The 15,386-nt window shown below is 64.6% G+C and carries 9 protein-coding genes and 8 pseudogenes; 8 read left to right on the forward strand and 9 right to left on the reverse strand.

Annotation, left to right across the window (positions count from 1 at the left end; all coding sequences use genetic code 11):
* Window positions 1-1,322: type II toxin-antitoxin system HipA family toxin (locus tag E3T28_RS11815; RefSeq protein WP_134431366.1), on the forward strand; the 1,322-nt coding region annotated here is incomplete at its 5' end.
* A 34-nt stretch (window positions 1,323-1,356) separates the two neighbouring features.
* Here the strand turns inward: E3T28_RS11815 and E3T28_RS11820 are convergent.
* The 7 genes and pseudogenes from E3T28_RS11820 to E3T28_RS11845 all read right to left on the reverse strand — a co-directional run bounded on the left by E3T28_RS11820 (window position 1,357) and on the right by E3T28_RS11845 (window position 7,590).
* The gene (locus E3T28_RS11820; protein ID WP_277613368.1) at window positions 1,357-2,094 is read right to left on the reverse strand and encodes a TetR/AcrR family transcriptional regulator; all 738 of its coding nucleotides are present in this window, start codon (window positions 2,092-2,094) and stop codon (window positions 1,357-1,359) included.
* A gap of 275 nt (window positions 2,095-2,369) precedes the next feature.
* The gene (locus E3T28_RS11825; RefSeq protein ID WP_134431371.1) at window positions 2,370-4,490 is read right to left on the reverse strand and encodes an ATP-dependent DNA helicase; all 2,121 of its coding nucleotides are present in this window, start codon (window positions 4,488-4,490) and stop codon (window positions 2,370-2,372) included.
* Between the two features lie 24 nt (window positions 4,491-4,514).
* Window positions 4,515-5,039 (reverse strand): annotated as a pseudogene (gene mobF / locus E3T28_RS17565) (MobF family relaxase).
* Window positions 5,040-5,080: 41 nt separating this feature from the next.
* A pseudogene (locus E3T28_RS17775) lies at window positions 5,081-5,431 on the reverse strand (hypothetical protein); the annotation flags it as partial.
* Between the two features lie 295 nt (window positions 5,432-5,726).
* Window positions 5,727-6,005 (reverse strand): annotated as a pseudogene (locus tag E3T28_RS17780) (GDSL-type esterase/lipase family protein); the annotation flags it as partial.
* Between the two features lie 18 nt (window positions 6,006-6,023).
* Entirely contained in the window at window positions 6,024-6,269 is a 246-nt protein-coding gene (locus E3T28_RS11840) for an SGNH/GDSL hydrolase family protein (RefSeq protein ID WP_134431379.1), read from the reverse strand.
* 727 nt (window positions 6,270-6,996) lie between these two features.
* Window positions 6,997-7,590 (reverse strand): TetR/AcrR family transcriptional regulator, encoded by a 594-nt coding sequence (locus tag E3T28_RS11845; protein ID WP_134431382.1) that lies wholly within the window; start codon window positions 7,588-7,590, stop codon window positions 6,997-6,999.
* A gap of 937 nt (window positions 7,591-8,527) precedes the next feature.
* Between E3T28_RS11845 and E3T28_RS11850 the strand changes: the two genes are divergently transcribed.
* The 4 genes and pseudogenes from E3T28_RS11850 to E3T28_RS11865 all read left to right on the forward strand — a co-directional run.
* Complete coding sequence (locus E3T28_RS11850) at window positions 8,528-9,565, forward strand: DUF2867 domain-containing protein (RefSeq protein WP_134431385.1); 1,038 nt, start codon at window positions 8,528-8,530, stop codon at window positions 9,563-9,565.
* Between the two features lie 643 nt (window positions 9,566-10,208).
* Window positions 10,209-10,685 (forward strand): MerR family transcriptional regulator, encoded by a 477-nt coding sequence (locus tag E3T28_RS16905; protein ID WP_166787016.1) that lies wholly within the window; start codon window positions 10,209-10,211, stop codon window positions 10,683-10,685.
* A gap of 118 nt (window positions 10,686-10,803) precedes the next feature.
* Complete coding sequence (locus E3T28_RS11860; RefSeq protein WP_134431391.1) at window positions 10,804-11,442, forward strand: class I SAM-dependent methyltransferase; 639 nt, start codon at window positions 10,804-10,806, stop codon at window positions 11,440-11,442.
* A 58-nt stretch (window positions 11,443-11,500) separates the two neighbouring features.
* Window positions 11,501-12,634 (forward strand): annotated as a pseudogene (locus E3T28_RS11865) (flavin-containing monooxygenase); the annotation flags it as partial.
* A gap of 189 nt (window positions 12,635-12,823) precedes the next feature.
* Here the strand turns inward: E3T28_RS11865 and E3T28_RS11870 are convergent.
* Window positions 12,824-13,423, reverse strand: a pseudogene (locus E3T28_RS11870) (integrase core domain-containing protein); the annotation flags it as partial.
* Between E3T28_RS11870 and E3T28_RS11880 the strand changes: the two are divergent.
* Window positions 13,395-14,262: pseudogene (locus tag E3T28_RS11880) on the forward strand (transposase); the annotation flags it as partial. The pseudogenes E3T28_RS11870 and E3T28_RS11880 overlap by 29 nt on opposite strands.
* A gap of 35 nt (window positions 14,263-14,297) precedes the next feature.
* On the opposite strand, the pseudogene E3T28_RS17785 reads toward E3T28_RS11880, so the two are convergent.
* Window positions 14,298-14,474, reverse strand: a pseudogene (locus E3T28_RS17785) (IS1634 family transposase); the annotation flags it as partial.
* Here E3T28_RS17785 and E3T28_RS11885 point away from each other — a divergent pair.
* Together E3T28_RS11885 and E3T28_RS11890 are read left to right on the forward strand one after the other, a co-directional pair.
* Window positions 14,424-14,732 (forward strand): annotated as a pseudogene (locus E3T28_RS11885) (DDE-type integrase/transposase/recombinase); the annotation flags it as partial. The pseudogenes E3T28_RS17785 and E3T28_RS11885 sit on opposite strands and share 51 nt — an antisense overlap.
* 153 nt (window positions 14,733-14,885) lie before the next feature.
* On the forward strand, window positions 14,886-15,245 hold the full coding sequence (locus E3T28_RS11890) for a DUF6463 family protein (protein WP_134431403.1): 360 nt from the start codon (window positions 14,886-14,888) through the stop codon (window positions 15,243-15,245).
* Window positions 15,246-15,386: the final 141 nt, after the last annotated feature.

Here is a 15,386-nt window from a genome sequence, read left to right on the forward strand (position 1 = left end):
CGCCACGTGATCCGCTGCTCCCTCTGGCGACGAAAACACCAACACCGCGCCCAGCAATGCCACTACAAAACCCGCGGCCACACCCCACAAACGCAACTGTAGTACTAGGAGAGCTGCAACGCCTGCGATCCGGAAAGCTACGCCTGCGCTTCGCGGACGAAGCCATCAACCGTTTTGGTGCTCAATCACAGGTCCTCTCGCTTTCCCTCCCGCTCACCAGCCGGAGGGTCGAAGGACGGGCACTCGACACGTTCATTCAAGGTCTGCTCCCCGAACAGCAGGTGCGGACGATGATCGAAAACGAGAACGGCGTCCCACGCAACGACGACTTCGCGTTGCTCCGGGCGATAGGCGCCGAATGCGCCGGCGCCGTCCAGTTCCTCCCACCTGGGACCACCGCGACATCCGGGCACCTCCGTGACCTCAGCGACAGCGAAGTCGACGACATCGTCCGGGGACTACCTACGTTGCACGCACCGGACTCCCTTCCACTCACCGCTTCTCTCGGTGGCGTCCAGGCGAAAGTCCTGCTGACGAAGACCGACCGCGGATGGGCGTGGCCGGCAGCCGGAGCGATGTCCACGCATCTCATCAAACCGGAACCGAACACCAACGTTGTCGTTGAATGGCTGATCGAAGCAGAGCATTGGGCGAGCCGTGTGGCGGACACTGCCGGCCTCCGTGTCGCTCAAACCGAGCTGCAGGATTTCGGTGGCCGCCTGGCGATCGTCGTCAAACGCTACGACCGTGGACCGGATGGACGGCTTCACCAGGAGGATTTCACGCAGGCTCTGGGTCTCGTTGTCCTCGACAAGTACGAACGCTCCGCTGTCCGACCCGGCCGTCTCGAGCGCATCGCGTCGGAGGTGTCGAACCTTGCCCTGCGGCCGACGTTGTTCAAAGAGACGCTCCTCCGCATGGTGACGTTCAACGTCCTGATCGGTAACAGCGACGCACACTCAAAGAACTACTCACTCCTCATCGACGTGAACGGCAACTTCGAGAACGCACCGCTCTACGATGTCGCGCCGAAGCTCCTCCTGAACCGGCGGTTGACGACCGCCGGGCACACGATCGGCGGACAGCCCGACCTTCGCTACGTCACAAGGGCGCATCTGCTGCGTGAAGCGGCGGCCTGGGGGATCAAGGACGGCCGCGCGGCAGCTCTAATCGACGATGTGGCGGCGAGCGTTGCGCGGGCCGCAGGCGTTGTCGCGCCTATCCCCGAACTCAGGCATCTGCCGGAGCTCATCGAACGGCGAGCCAGCCAACTCCGTGACGGTTCGACTCTTCAGCACATGCCTGCGGACCTCGCAAGCTGAGAGGCGCTGTGCGCCCCGTAGAGCGTGTGGGCGTTTAGCGCGTCCACACTTCCACGTCGCATTGGCCCTGACCCCAGCGAGTGGACACCTCACAAGAGAGAATGTTCACTATGGCAAGATCACGTCGGGACTTCACTCCTGAGTACAAAGACGAGGCCCCCAGGATCCTGGCCGACCTGCGCGCGGACGGGGAAATCATCTCCCGCAAAACCGTCGCCACGACCATGAAACGGCTGGGTTTGGTGGGGATTTGCGTGTAGGCGATGCGTCGCTGCACGACACGGCGGAGGACCGGCTCGACGAGCGGATGCTCGGACGCGGCCCGCAGGTGAATTTCGATCGGATCGCGGCCAGCCGCTTCGCTCACCGCGCTGAAGAGGCGGCGCAGGCGCGACTCGGGGTCAGTGTCGCTGTCCAGCCAGACGATGACCGCATCAGTGGTCCGCTTCTCCCAGAGGGCTACGACCGCGGTGATCAGTTCGTCGCGGCTGGCGAAGTGTGAGTAGAAGCTGCCCTTGGTTGCGCCTATCCGAACGGCGAGCGGTTCGACTGCCACGGCGCCGAGTCCACCCTCGGCCAATGCACTGTATGCAGCCTCGGCCCACGCCGTGGAAGAGAGTCGTTGACGGTCGCAACCAGGGGGTAGGCTACCGCAAACAGTACGCAACCGTATGGAGAGCAATGCGCAACGTTCAGCAACGAGAGATAGACATGCCAGCAAGAGAGGTCGGCTTGGTGCTCGACACTCTTGCGACCGCGAATGACCGTGCATGGCCCGCCGGATGGTCACCGATCGAGCTTGACGCCGGCCTCAGCGTTGGATCAAAGGGCGGACACGGAGCCATTAAATACAGCGTCGTGGCGTACGAGCCGGGCCGTCGCATCCGCTTGGAGTTCGCTCCCGGTCTCGGAATGAGCGGCTACCACGAGTTTCTGCTAACCACGCTTGGCGACGCCAAATGCCTCGTAACCCACACCAGTCAAGGGCATCTGAGCGGGCAGATGCGGGTGCTCTGGCCGCTGATGATCCGCTGGGTGCACGAGGCGTTAATTCAGGACCTGCTCGACAACCTCGAACGCGGGTCCACCGGGCGGCTGCGCAACGGTCCGGCGCGCTGGTCCCCGTGGGTGCGGTTCCTGCGCTGGCAGCTCAGGGGCATGATGCGTCCGAGCGCCTAGCCAGGCGCAAGTCTCCCGATTACCGCCGTCCACGCCTGCCGGCGGAGGACTGACCCAGCTCGGAACTCTCGTCTCCGTTTGCGACCCCGCTGCCGCTCCGAGGCGGTGGTGGTAGATCTTCGCGAACGACTCGACGGTCGAGTCAGGCCTGCCTTCCTCAGCCCGGACTGCTTTGGTGAGCTGGGTGCGTACATCGGCGCCGTGGACTTCGTGTGCCGCGAGGCCGCTCGCAAGATGCGTCCACGCTTCGTCGCGGACGACCCGGTCGTCGATCTCTGTGTCGAGCACGTCTCGGACTACGGCTTCCATCCGTTTAAGCTGGTTGGGGTCGTAGACACGCACGGGCGCGGCCTCGTGCGCCGGCAGCCGTGTGGACAGGCTGGCTGCGGCGTCCTGGGCTCGTTGAATTTCTTCGGTCGCGGAGTGTTCCGCGCTTTCAGGAGCCAGGACGGCGGTGAGGGCGTCGATGATGTTGGTGCGGAGGTGGTCGGGGGCGTGCGCGTCGACCTCGAGGGTTTCTTCGACGACGGCATACATCCGGTTGGATTCGCGACCGCGGGTCGCGGCGACGTAGAGCTGTTCGCGGGAGGAGGATTGCGGGTCGACGAGGATGTGTGAGGTGTCCACGGTCATGCCTTGGACCCGGTTGATGGTCGCGGCGTAGCCAAGCTCAACGTGGGTGGTCACGTACTCGGAGGGGAGGGTGAGTACTCCCCCGTGCCGGAAGCTTGTCACTTTGAGGTCTCCGCCTTCGGTGTCGATGATGGTCCAGAGGTCGCCGTTGGCGACGAAGTCCTTGCCGTGGTTGGAGCGCAGCTTCCGGTCGTTCTGCCGGGTCACGATCACATCGTTCAGGCCGGCCCTGTTCCCATCGTGCAGCACCGCGCGTGCTTTGAGCGCGGCGACCTCGTCGTTGGTTCCCGCGACCATGATCGAGTGCCGGTTCGCCATGCGATCGGTGGCCCAGGCCACGTAGATCTCTTCCAGCATGCTCTGCCGGATTCCGCCCCGGATTCCGCCCCGGGTTCGGTCGGCGGTCACGTAGAAGTCGAGCGCCGCACTCGCCCCGTCGCGGAGGAGGAGGGACGCTGCGGCTTCGTCGGTGTCGATGAAGCGGTGGACCTGGTCGAGGTAGCTGGCGCCCACGCGTTGCTCGATCAAACGCAGGGCTCCCCGGGATTCGACCGCGGCCAGCTGTGCCGGGTCGTCCAGGAGTCGGATGGTTGCCCCGTGTTCCTGGGCGAGGGCGAGGACGTCGGCGAGCAGCGGGGTGGAGGCCATGCCTGCCTCATCGATGAGGAGGACGGTGTTGCTGTCGATGCGGTACTGGTCGGACTCTTGCTGCTCAGGTGACCCGTGGCGGTGAACGTTGACGAGCTTGTGCGCAGTCTCCGCCTCCACCTTGATCTCTTCCGCGGGGACCGTCGACGCCGCCTCGGTCGGCGCCAACGCAAGAACCCGACCGCCGCCGGCTCCGACCGCGCGGGCGAACGCGCGCATGGCCGTGGTCTTGGCCGTTCCGGCCGGGCCAATCCCCACCTCGAGGAGCCGGCCACCGGACGCGAAGCGGCGGGCCAGCTCCACCCGGGATGCATCCAACGGGTACGCGCTGGCCACGTTCAACGTCTCGATCGTGGCGGTGAAAGTGTCAGGGTCGACGGTGAAGCCGGCGACGGTGCGGGCCGCGTCGATGAGGCTGTCTTCGATCGCGAGGATCCGCGTCGACGTGAACCGCTCGGTCCCGTGCACCCGGTACACGGACTCGCCGTCCTGGCGCCGCAGCTGCTCCGGGACCGGGTTCGGCGCCGGGGCGCTGACCGCGATCACGCGAGCCATCACGGCCTGGGCGACCTGGTCGGCGATCTGTTGGGAGTCGGCGCCGGGGTGCACGTTCACGATCTCGCCGATGATCTTGATCGCGGCCAGCCGCCACTCGGCGCGCTGGCGGGACAGGCTCTTCGGGGCGCTCTTGCCCTTACGGGTTTCCAAGGTTGCACGCTGCGCCAGGCTCAGCTACACCGTCTTCGGCGGGCTGTGGCCGTGCTTGGCGACGTACTCCTGGGCGAGGGTTTCGTAGGCGTCTTCAATCGCCGCCCGCCGGGAAGAGAACGAGTTCCGCAGTTCCAGGCTGATGCCTGCTATCTCGCGGACGCTGCGCTTGTTCCGCCCCCGCGTCTCATCGACGAAGCTCACGCCAAGGCGGTCACGGACCTACTGCTCGACTAGGGTGTTGTACCGTTCGGACGCGGCCACACCGAGCGCGTGCAGCACACGACCGTCCAGCGACCGCCACTTCCCGTCCAGGCCCTGCACCTTCGTGGACACGGCCCCATGGGTGTGCAGGTTCGGGTCGCCGGTACGGGAATCACGGTGCTCGAACGCGGTGGCAACGAACCCGTGCGTGTCGACCTGGGCGACACCACCGGCACCGACCCGGGTGACGCCGGCTTCGGTTTCGAGGCAGGCGACCGAGGCCTGCCACGCCGCATTGTGTGCCTCGCGGACCTGCGGGGAGGTGGCTGATCGCCGAGGGCACAGAGCACGGACACGCTCTTCACCGGGGTGAACACCAGGTCATAACCGGCAACAGGTTGCCGGGCTGCCTTGCCCATTTGGGACAGGTGCGTGGCCACTTCCGCGTCCGTGCCGGGTCGCTGCAGCGTGGCCGCGATGCGGGCGGCGGCGATGTTCCATCGTATCAGATCGCGTTCCACCCCGGCCTCGGGGCGGCGCTCGTTCTCCGCTTCGAACACCTGGTAGGCGTCGGCGATGGCGTCGTCCCAGCCGACCTGTTTGGGCTGGATCCGCGGGAACCGGCGCCCCAACCGGGACGCCTGCACAGCATCTTCCGGGGACGCTTCCCCGGCGATGGCAGCCCGGATCGCGGCCTCCGCGTCCGGGTGCAAGCCATCGCCAAACAAGGCCTGCATCCAGAGAGGTCGGCGCCTGGATCGAGGACCGCTACAACCGGCGCCGCCGACACACCTCCCTCGGCCAGGTCAGCCCCGTCGACTTCGAACTGCAATACTCAAGCCAGAACGCGGACTTCGCTAAAGCCGCATAACCCCGTGTCCACTAACCGGGGGCAAGGCCAGACACGGCCTGAGCCCAGTAGCGGTATCCGTCGGCCGACGGATGGAAACCGTCGTCTGCGAAGAAGTTGGCCAGGTCGTCGGGCATCGCGGTCGAGGTCACCCACGTGACAGATGGCAGCGGCGCGCATATTTACTGAGACACCCGATCGAGCCTCGTGGCTTGCTCAGCTAAGTACAGACGCAACGTTGCGGGCAATGAAGGGAATGTTTTGAAGGCCGGAATACCAACGACTGTGACTTCACCAGCGCGGCCGGCGAGGTCATCAACAATGGCGGCGAGGTCATCGCCCCATTGTTCAGGCGTCCGTCCCGCGAGGACGTCGTTCGCCCCAGCGAGTAAGACGGCGCGATCAACGGATTCTTCCACCTGCGGCAGAAGCTTGTAGAGGATTCTGCGAGCAGTCGCGCCATGCTGCCCGAAGACGGTTTATGCAACCGGCCGATCCAAACTAAACGCCAGTTCCTGGGCCAGGGCCGGCGCGAATCCTTCGTCGTGGGTGGCGACGCCGCAGCCCACCGCGGTGGATTCGCCGACTACTGCGATTCGGAAGGGTGCTTGTGCCTCATCTCCCACGACTCCGAAGGTCGGCCCCGACGCCTCAGGAAGCAGTTTCATGTTTGCTCCGGCTTGTCGTTTTTGCAGCATGACTAAGGGCATCAGCAGGGGAATCATCGTCGCCCCTCGCCCCACGTGCATGTGAATCGTCGGGCGCCGGAATGGTCCAGTACGAACCCGGTGAGGTGCGTTCTTTCCGTATGCCGGAGATGACGCCGGCGCAAACGCGTTCCTTCACCCAAGCGCCGGCCGGACCGGACAGCTGCAGGCTCCTCGGGACGTCATCTCGTCCAACATGTTGTATCAGTCCACTGTGTCGTCCGAGGCTGAGGCATCGGATAAGGAAACCAATGGACACGCCCGTGGGTGGCTTACTGCGAAGGTAAGCCAACGCGGTCAGCGCGGCATGGCCGCCTATGGGAGCCGCGATCGCGCATCCCATGTGCAAACGCTCCCCCGCATTAACTGCCACATTGAGGCAGTCGCCAGCGCCGATGATGTTGGCATACTCCTCATGCTGCGACGTTTCCGTGACGAGCAGCCTTCCAGCTGCGTCCGTGGCGAGGCCACTCTCTTGCGCGAGCGCTGGCACCGTGAACGAGCCAGCCCAAATAGCCAGGTCGTTGCGCACGATTCGCCCGTCTTCGAGTTCCACGGAGTTGACGTGCACACCCGCCTGACCCGCAACGACGCGGCTGAGGTCGCCGATCGGGCCGCAGTCTCCGCCTTGGTCGACCGGTAGACCCTCACGCTGGACGCGGCCGACACCGCAAGATCGACAAGCAGGGCGACGACTATTTGGTGGCCGGGTACATCCAGCCGCGTACGTCGTCGACGTCAACGATCAGGGCTGATCCGCCGCGCTGGGCCAGATCGGGGCGAGCCGCTCGAGGAGCGCCTTGGTGGTCCCCAGCACCGAGCCGCGGCCGCCGCCAACGACCCACTGCGCCATCATCGCGTCGATCGCGCCGAGGTAGGCGCCGGCGATGACGTGCTGCATCGCGGGGGCCAGGCGGCCAGGCTCGCGGCGCACAAGCCCGACGATCCGCTCGACCCACTCCCGGTTAGCAGCTGCCGATGCGGTGACGAGGGCCAGCGACTGATCGATCGCAGTGTAGGCGACCAGCACCTCGGCGATGTGGTCGTCTATGTAACGCGCGACCGCGAGCGCGGCCGCCTCGGCTACGGCGCGGGGCGGCGCGTCGGGCGAGCCCGCGACGACGCCGTCCCAGGCGCTCAGCCATCGCTTTGGCACCTCGAGCACGATGTGGTCTTTGGTCGGGAACCGGCGGTAGACCGTGCGACGCGACACCCCCGCCACCCTGGCGATGTCCTCCATCGTGACGCGGCTGTAGCCGTCTCGTTCAAACATCGCCAACGCGGCGGTCACAATGTCGGCCTTTGTCTTGGCGTGACGACGTTCGCTCAAGTCGACCATGCATCCATTCTAGCCTGGACCTGGCATGCGGTGTCAGGTGGCATCCTGTGCCGGAAGAGCGGCCCAGGTCGCCCTTGAGGCTGCGCCGATCAGACACGTTGTGCCCCCTGGCACGGTGTGCCATGCTAAGGGCATGCCGGACGAAGTCGACCCTGCACCACCGCGGGCGCGGTGGGCATCCACAAGCCGACCCAAACCCAGACGAGACGGAGGCAGGAAGCGTGAGGCCTGCTATCGGACGCCCAAGGCGCCCGGGTTGCCGCCGGGCGAGCGGCTGCTGGACGCAATGCCCTGGTTGTCCGGTGCAGCAGGGTCCCTTTCCACCGGCAGGCACTGGCGGTCCACTCCGCGCTGCGCCTCGTCTCGATTGCACTCGCTCATGGGGCTTCCCGAGACTCTGGAGACGGCTCGCGCTGACGGACGGACCGCCACCGACATCAACACCCGTTAGCTGCATCTATCCACAGGAGCGTCCCGCATGTCCACAACCATCAGCGCCATCAGCGCCACGACCGCAGCCAACTTCACAGGCAACACCCGACGCTGGCCCCTGTGTGCTGACCCCGATGGCGCGCTCCAAGCCGCGCACGTGACTTGATCGTTGGGACAGTTTTTTGCAGCCTGAAGACCCCACCGGAGGAGTTGCGCGCCCGTCGCGACGCCTCGCGGCCCCCGAGGAGCGGCACCGGGTGCTCGACCAGGGCTTCGACCGGCTGGCCCAAGCGGTGCGCTGTATTGGCCCACGCGGCCGTTCTCCCCTGGCTCGACCCGGAGGTGCTCATCAACGGGTTCGGCCCCCTGGGTGCTGCTGGGGGGTGTGTGATCGTGTTCGTCGAGACCGGCCTCGTGATTCAATTTCGACCAATGGAGACACCGTGACGCTATCCAGAACCCACACCATTATCTATTGCGCAATCGACACGGAAGCAGACGGACGATGAGTACCGCAAAGATCAATAACGTCCACGAGCGCCGTATCGCAGCTGAACCCGAGCGGGTCTGGGATCTCTTGATGGAGATGTCGGGTCGAGATGATAAGTTGTGGCCGCCCGGCGTCCCGGCCCTGCGTTTTGATGGCCCGGTGGCTGAGGGCGCCCTCGGCGGACATGGCCCGATGCGTTACAAGGTGACATCTGTGGACCCCACCGCCGGCAACCTCGTGTTCCGCTTTTGTGAGCCGACCGGGCTGGTGGGGCACCACTCCTTCCACGTGCGAGCCGACGGGGAGACCGGTACCTTGCTGCGGCACGAGGTCGTGGCCACACCACACGGCTGGATGCGGGTGCGATGGCCGCTGATCATCGGGAGGATCCACGACGCAGTGCTTGAAGAGGTGTTGGATCGGGCAGAAGTCGCCACCGGGAATGTGCCGTCCCGGCCACACCAACGTTCCCGCTGGGTGCGGGTGCTATTGGCGTTGGGGGCGCCACGACCCCGTGCTCAGGCGGTGCTTCCGTCCTCGTCAGCTTGCCAATCGCTGACGCGAGTCGACTGGGCGGACGCCTACCGAATGGTCTTGCCGCCGAACGCACCACAGGACCCAGAGGTGTGGCGACAAGTCATGTCCGATCTGAGCAGAAGTAGCCGGCTGCTCCGCCTCCGGATAGCTGGAGGCGACGTGCTGCGACGTTGGACAGGCGCGCCGAACCTCGGCCCTGAAGGTCCGTTCCCGGTGCTGCAAAGCACCTCGAGCGAGGTCCTGGTGGGTCTGGACGACCGTCATTTGAACTTCCGAGCTTCCCTCAGCCTCGTCTCTCAGGCGGACGGTAGGCCACATCTCGTTGTCACCACAGCGGTGATGTTCCACAACGTATGGGGCCGGCGCTACCTAGCCGTGATCAAACCGTTCCACCGCCGACTTGTTCGGAGGGCGATGCACCGGGCCGCCCAACTTGTCACTCCCTCGCCAACCTCCACGCTGGACGGGCATTCTTCCAATCCGGCTCGTGTCGAGGCGCAGGATCGGCCGGCATGAGCAGGATCGACCTGACTAAGGGCCGAGGTGAGTTTGGAAGCATGGTCGTGCGAGCCGAAGTAGGGTCGTTGCCTTGCTGAGCGGACGTGACGGTGCAGGACGCCTCCGTAGCCTGCGATCTCCCCGGGGAGATCGACGTTTCTGGGCGGGACCGAGGTCGACCCCGTGAGGATGTGGATAGCGGGGAGGGCCTGCGCTGACCACCGCGGCGGTAGAAGTCGGCGACTCCGGCATGCTCGGCACCCATCCGCCGCGCAACGCCCGTAGCGGGCAGCGGAATCCGCTGAGCACGAAGGCCGTCGTCTCAGCCAGCACAACGCCCGCTGCGAGTCCGCGCTCCTCCCTGATCGGCATGCGACGATCAGCTAGATCGCATGGCTGGGTTGCCGAGGAACTTCCGACCAAATGTGCTCGTGTGGAGTGGACGGGATGGGACGGTGGGCTTGCCCCGGCTCGCCATGTCGGTCATATTGGACTGACGAGGTCGTTCGTCACGTGTCGCACCGGCGAATCCGCCCAGATACTCCGTCTGCATCGCGCAGCCGAGAGAACCTGCAGCAGTCCGGAGTTTCGGCGCTCCCAGAGGGAGCATGCTGGGGCCGCTCTCCTTGAACCGGAGCCCATGTCAAACAAGGAGCCACCCATGCGGACGATCGGGGAACTGGCCAGCGCCTTTGGAATGCAACCATCGGCGCTGCGCTACTACGAACGACTTGGATTGCTCCACTCGAGCAGACGGTCCGACGGCGGCCGCGTTTACGACTCTGCCGGGGAGCGGCGACTGGCCTTCATCCGGCTCGGCCAACAGGCGGGCCTGTCGCTCGAGGAGATCGAGTCGATGCTGGTTGGGAGCGAAAGCGGTCCGTGGCGTCCCTCGGCTCAGCGCCGACTCGTGTCCATCAAGGAGCAGCTGCTCTCCTTGGAGGAAGCCCAGGACGTTCTCGAGCGGGCGCTGAGCTGCCCAGACGAGCATCCGCTGGAGATGTGTAAGCATGCCCAGCGGAAGGTAGATGCCGTCTTGAGTCACTTGCCGCCTCCAGCGCGAACTCCCAGGCAGATGCCATCGCACCCCGAGGCGGCGAGCAAGGATCGCAGCCAAACGGCGCGAGGCCCGGCGTAGCCACCGCGGTCTTACTGCCTGGGCTGGGGCGACCGCGCGTGTTGCGTCGCCGCTTCCTCGGCGTCGGGCGGATTCGGTGCTTGACTTGAACTGGAGTTCAAGGAGGACCGTGTCCGTTATGACAACCAAAACCAAAGCCGTGGGGTTGGCGCCCCGCCGCCCGCCCAAACCGATTCTGAACGCCTTTTTTCTCCCCCGCGGGATCCTCGGCTACGTGGGCGGTTTCCTGATGAGTCGAGGTGTCGATCAGCAAGGCGAGATCGCCGACCTGATCACGGCCCCCGGCTCTGACCTTTGCGAACTCGGATCAGGCCCCGGCCTTCTGGCCGCGGTCCTCGCGGATCGGCACCCGCATCTGCGCTTGCATCTGGTGGACCCGTCCCCCGTGATGAGGTCTCAGGCAGCACGACGGTGCGCGAGGTTCATCGACGCCGGGCTCGTCAGTGTCAACGACGGCACCGCCGAGAGCCTGCCCCTGGCCGCCGGGTCGTGCGACACTCTCGTCGCGGTCAACTCGATCCTCATGTGGCCGGACCTCGCTGCAGGCCTGGCCGAGATTTCGCGCGTGCTCAGACCCGGCGGGACCCTTGTGCTGTCATGGCACAGCCCTGCCGCACCATCATCGGCCTCGCGACGCCTTGCGCTCACCGTGTACCAAATCGCCGAGATCAGCGCAGCGCTGACAGTGACCTTCAGCGGCGTGCAGCGCATCGACCTGGTCCACTCAGTGGCATGGGTGGCCCGACGTCGTGGCTGAGTCTCAGCGCGCCGGAGGCAGCCTTCCCGTGCGCTAGAGCGTCACGGTCGCCGTCAACGGCGCTGGACAGGCAGGGCTCGCCGTCGGCTACTACCTGACTCGGGCCGGTATCGACAACGTGATCATCGACGCCGCACCGGCCGTCGGGGACAGCTGGCGCAACCGATGGGACACCCTGCGCCTATTCACCCCGGCCAGGTACAACAGTCTTCCAGGCTTGCCCTTCCCGGCGCCGGCCGGGTCCTTCCCCACGAAGGACCAGACCGCGGCGTACCTGCAGGACTATGCCGAACACCACAACCTGCGGACCCGGCTTGGGCACCGGGTGGATCGGCTCCGTTGCGGCGGCATGGGCTTCGTCCTCACAGTTGACAACGAGACGGTCCACGCGACCTACGTTGTCGTCGCGACCGGCGCCCACAAGACCAAGAGGGTGCCACCAATCGCCACAGGACTCGACGAAATGATTCATCAAGTCCATGCCGGCGACTACCGCAACCCGGGTCAACTGCGTCCGGGACCCGTCCTGGTCGTGGGCGCCGGCAACTCCGGCACAGAGCTCGCCATCGAGGCCGCAAACGCAGGCCACCAGACCTATCTCGCAGGCGAAAGCACTGGCCAGATGCCCCAGGTCGCCAAACTGTTCGACGGGTGGCTTTTCTGGTTCCTAGCCACCCGCGTGTTCTCGCTCGACAACCCGATCGGACGCAAGATCGGGCCACGGGCCCAGACGCACGGCGGGCCGCTCATCCGGCTCACGGCGAAGGATGCAAAGTTCGCCGGAGTCGAGTCCGTGGGTCGAGTGGTCGCGACCCAGAATGGTCGCCCCACCCTCGCCGACGGGCGACAGATAGAGGCAGCCAACGTCCTGTGGTGCACCGGATTCGGACATGACTTCAGCTGGATCGACCTTCCCGGCATACGCCCCGATGCCCTCCCGGATCACGAACGTGGTGTCTCCAGCGCCCAGAAAGGCTTGTACTTCGTCGGTCTCCCTTTCCTCACCACCCTTGCTTCCGCCTTTCTCGGCGGCGTCGACCCGGACACCCGCTTCGTCGTCGACAACATCCGCTCCGAAATCGCAGGTTCATCGAACAGGCCCCCGTTCCCTCCCGGAGCTCTTGGCCGCGAGCTTGATGATGAAGGGAGTCATAAGGCAGGCCAGGCATCTGAAGGTGCGCGAGACAAATGAAGCTGGGTCCGCCTGTGCGAACAGATCAGACCCGTTTTGGTCCAGCCGAGAGGATTCGGGCCCGCCGGAGGGTGACTCCATCCGGAGCCGTGTCTAGTTGCCGCGCTCGTCGAGCGCCGTCGCCCAGACATACAGCGCACCCGCCACCCTGTCCAGTCGTCGCGGGGAGGTGCCGCTAGATGTACTGAGTCATGACGTTGGTGACACTCGGCTGATCGGGGTTGCTCCGATGCCGCCGTGGATTCGTTCAGTGTTGTAGTAGTTGAGCCAGGGTGCAAGAGCTGCGGTTCGTTCCTTGTTGCTGGTGAAGACTCGGCTGTAGGCCCATTCGGTGGCCAGGGTCCGATTGAGGCGTTCGACCTTGCCGTTGGTCCAGGGGCAGAGCGGCTTGATGAAGCGCTGCTCGGCGCCAAGCTGCGCGACGGCTTGCTTGAATGCGGCGGAGTTTCGGTAGGCGAAGGCGTTGTCGGAAAGGACCCGTTCGATCTTCGGGATCCCGTTCTTGGCGAAGAATTCCGCAGCCCTAATGAGCACGCCGGCGGCGGTTGCGCCCTTCTCGTCGGTGTGGATCTCGACGTAGGCAAGCCTGCTGTGATCGTCGATCACGGCGTGCACGTAGTCGAAGCCGACTCGTTTGTGACTGGCCTTGTGGTTTCGGCTATTCTGTTCCGGGTCTGCCCGCCAGCCGCCGCCGTCCGGGATGTGACCGAGCTTTTTCACGTCAATGTGCAGGAGTTCGCCGGGTCGTTCCCGTTCGTAGCGATTGTTCGTGGCCCGCGAGGCGCGGATCCTGGCCGTGGTGAACTCGGCCCGGTTCGTGGACTTGCCGCCGATCCAGATCTACGAGCAGCTGCCCGACGAGGGTGTGTATTTGGCGTCGATCTCAACGATCTACCGGGTGTTGGGCGAGAACAAGCAGGTCAGGGAACGCCGCCGATTGGCCCGCCACCCGGCCAGGGCGATCCCGGAACTGGTCGCCACCGGCCCCGGCCCCGGCCAGGTTTACACGTGGGACATCACCAAACTGCCCGCCCGATCAAGGGCAAGTACTTCGACGCCTACGTGATGATCGATATCTACTCCCGCTATATCGTCGGCGTGAAGGTCCATCCGGCCGAGTCCGCGGTCCTCGCGGCCGAGACGATGAGAGAGACCTTCTCCATTCATGGCACCCCCCAGGTCGTCCACGCGGACCGGGGCACGTCGATGACGAGTAAGACCGTTGTCGCGCTGCTTTCGGATCTCGAGGTCACCAAGTCGCACTCCCGGTCCCGGGTGAGCAACGACAATCCCTATTCGGAGGCGTGGTTCAAGACGCTCAAGTTCGCCCCGGTGTTCCCGGAACGCTTCGGCAGCGTCGGCGATGCCCGCGGGTTCATGAATACCTTCGTCGAGGGTTACAACCACAGTCACCGGCACACCGGGATCGGGCTCAACACCCCCGCCGACGTCCACTACGGCCTCGCCGCCGGCAAGGTCGCCGAACGGGCGGTGACCTCGCCGCAGCACGCCCCCGGAACCCGGAGCGCTTCAGCATCAGCTGCGACCCGAAGATCCTCGCCACCCCCGACGCGGCCTGGATCAACAAACCCGCAGCTCAAGACGAAGAGCCAAAACTAGCCGCCTAAACTCACGCTGGCCTCATTCACCTTGACAAATTCCGGGCAGCCACGACATCAGCGATCGGCCAATCGTCCTGGTAGGCGACGAGGACGCGCTTGCCAACCACTTTTGCCTCCAACGCGAGGCGGGCGTCATCATCGACCGTGAACGTCAGCTGATGCGTGGGCGGCGTGGTGCCCGTCAGATCCCAGGTCAGGACGCGGCAAACCCAGTCGTCAAACGGAAATTCGCCGCGACACGCCCGAACCAGCTCTGGCTCACCGACATAACCGAACACCGCACCGACGAGGGCAAGATCTACCTCTGCGCGATCAAAGACGTCTACTCGAACAGGATCGTCGGGTACTCGATCGACTCCAGGATGAAGGCGTCCTTGGCCGTCGCAGCCGCCCGGAACGTGATCGGCCAGCGCACCATCGACGGCACGATCCTGCACTCCGACCGAGGCTCGCAGTTCCGCTCCAACGCGTTCCTGCGGCCGGAGGTGGATCTTGCTTGACGCCCGGCATTTCCCGAGCTTACACTGTAAGCAGCAATGGCTACAGTGCTAATGCGGTGAATGCAAGTGGGTTTACCTGTTTTGCAATTTACGACTTATTTTCTTCGTAACCTAAAAAAGGATCACAGGATGTCAACCATTGCGGCATGGATACTATTTTTCCTAGGCCTAGCTCATATTGCATTTGGCATCGTGAAGTTCAGAAAGCACATTGCTCACGCTATATCGGGTGGCTTCATCAATAAGTTTAAAGAAACCGAGGCGTATGGGGCATTTTGGTTTCTCATGTCAGGTCCTCCCTTGATGCTTTCAGGTCAAATCGCCGTCCATGCGATTTCGGTTGGCGATTTTTATGCTCTCAAAGTAATTGGAATTTATACACTCGTTTCGGCCGTGATCGGTGTTATCGCGTTTCCGAAGTCACCGTTTTGGGGAATGGTGGTGCTCGCACCCCTTCTCATTGCGGCTGGGTACGGGGTGCAGTTTTAAGAATGTCCGGGCGTTAAGTAAGCCAATACCTGGCTAGATGTTCTTCCCACGGAGGTTGTGAGCGTGGCGTGAGCTAAAAAGGTGAGGACCTCCGGTATCGATTGGGTTACCACACTCAAGTCGATGCCACGGAGGCCCTCA

The organism is Cryobacterium sinapicolor (assembly GCF_004403465.1).
GTDB classification, from domain to species: domain Bacteria; phylum Actinomycetota; class Actinomycetes; order Actinomycetales; family Microbacteriaceae; genus Cryobacterium; species Cryobacterium sinapicolor.

Coding starts and splice junctions, on each gene's coding strand:
- E3T28_RS11820 (WP_277613368.1), bottom strand. CDS start 2,094: ATGCACGGTCATTCGCGGTCGCAAGAGTGTCGAGCACCAAGCCGACCT.
- E3T28_RS11840 (WP_134431379.1), bottom strand. CDS start 6,269: ATGATTCCCCTGCTGATGCCCTTAGTCATGCTGCAAAAACGACAAGCC.
- E3T28_RS11845 (WP_134431382.1), bottom strand. CDS start 7,590: ATGGTCGACTTGAGCGAACGTCGTCACGCCAAGACAAAGGCCGACATT.
- E3T28_RS11850 (WP_134431385.1), top strand. CDS start 8,528: ATGAGTACCGCAAAGATCAATAACGTCCACGAGCGCCGTATCGCAGCT.
- E3T28_RS16905 (WP_166787016.1), top strand. CDS start 10,209: ATGCGGACGATCGGGGAACTGGCCAGCGCCTTTGGAATGCAACCATCG.
- E3T28_RS11860 (WP_134431391.1), top strand. CDS start 10,804: ATGACAACCAAAACCAAAGCCGTGGGGTTGGCGCCCCGCCGCCCGCCC.
- E3T28_RS11890 (WP_134431403.1), top strand. CDS start 14,886: ATGTCAACCATTGCGGCATGGATACTATTTTTCCTAGGCCTAGCTCAT.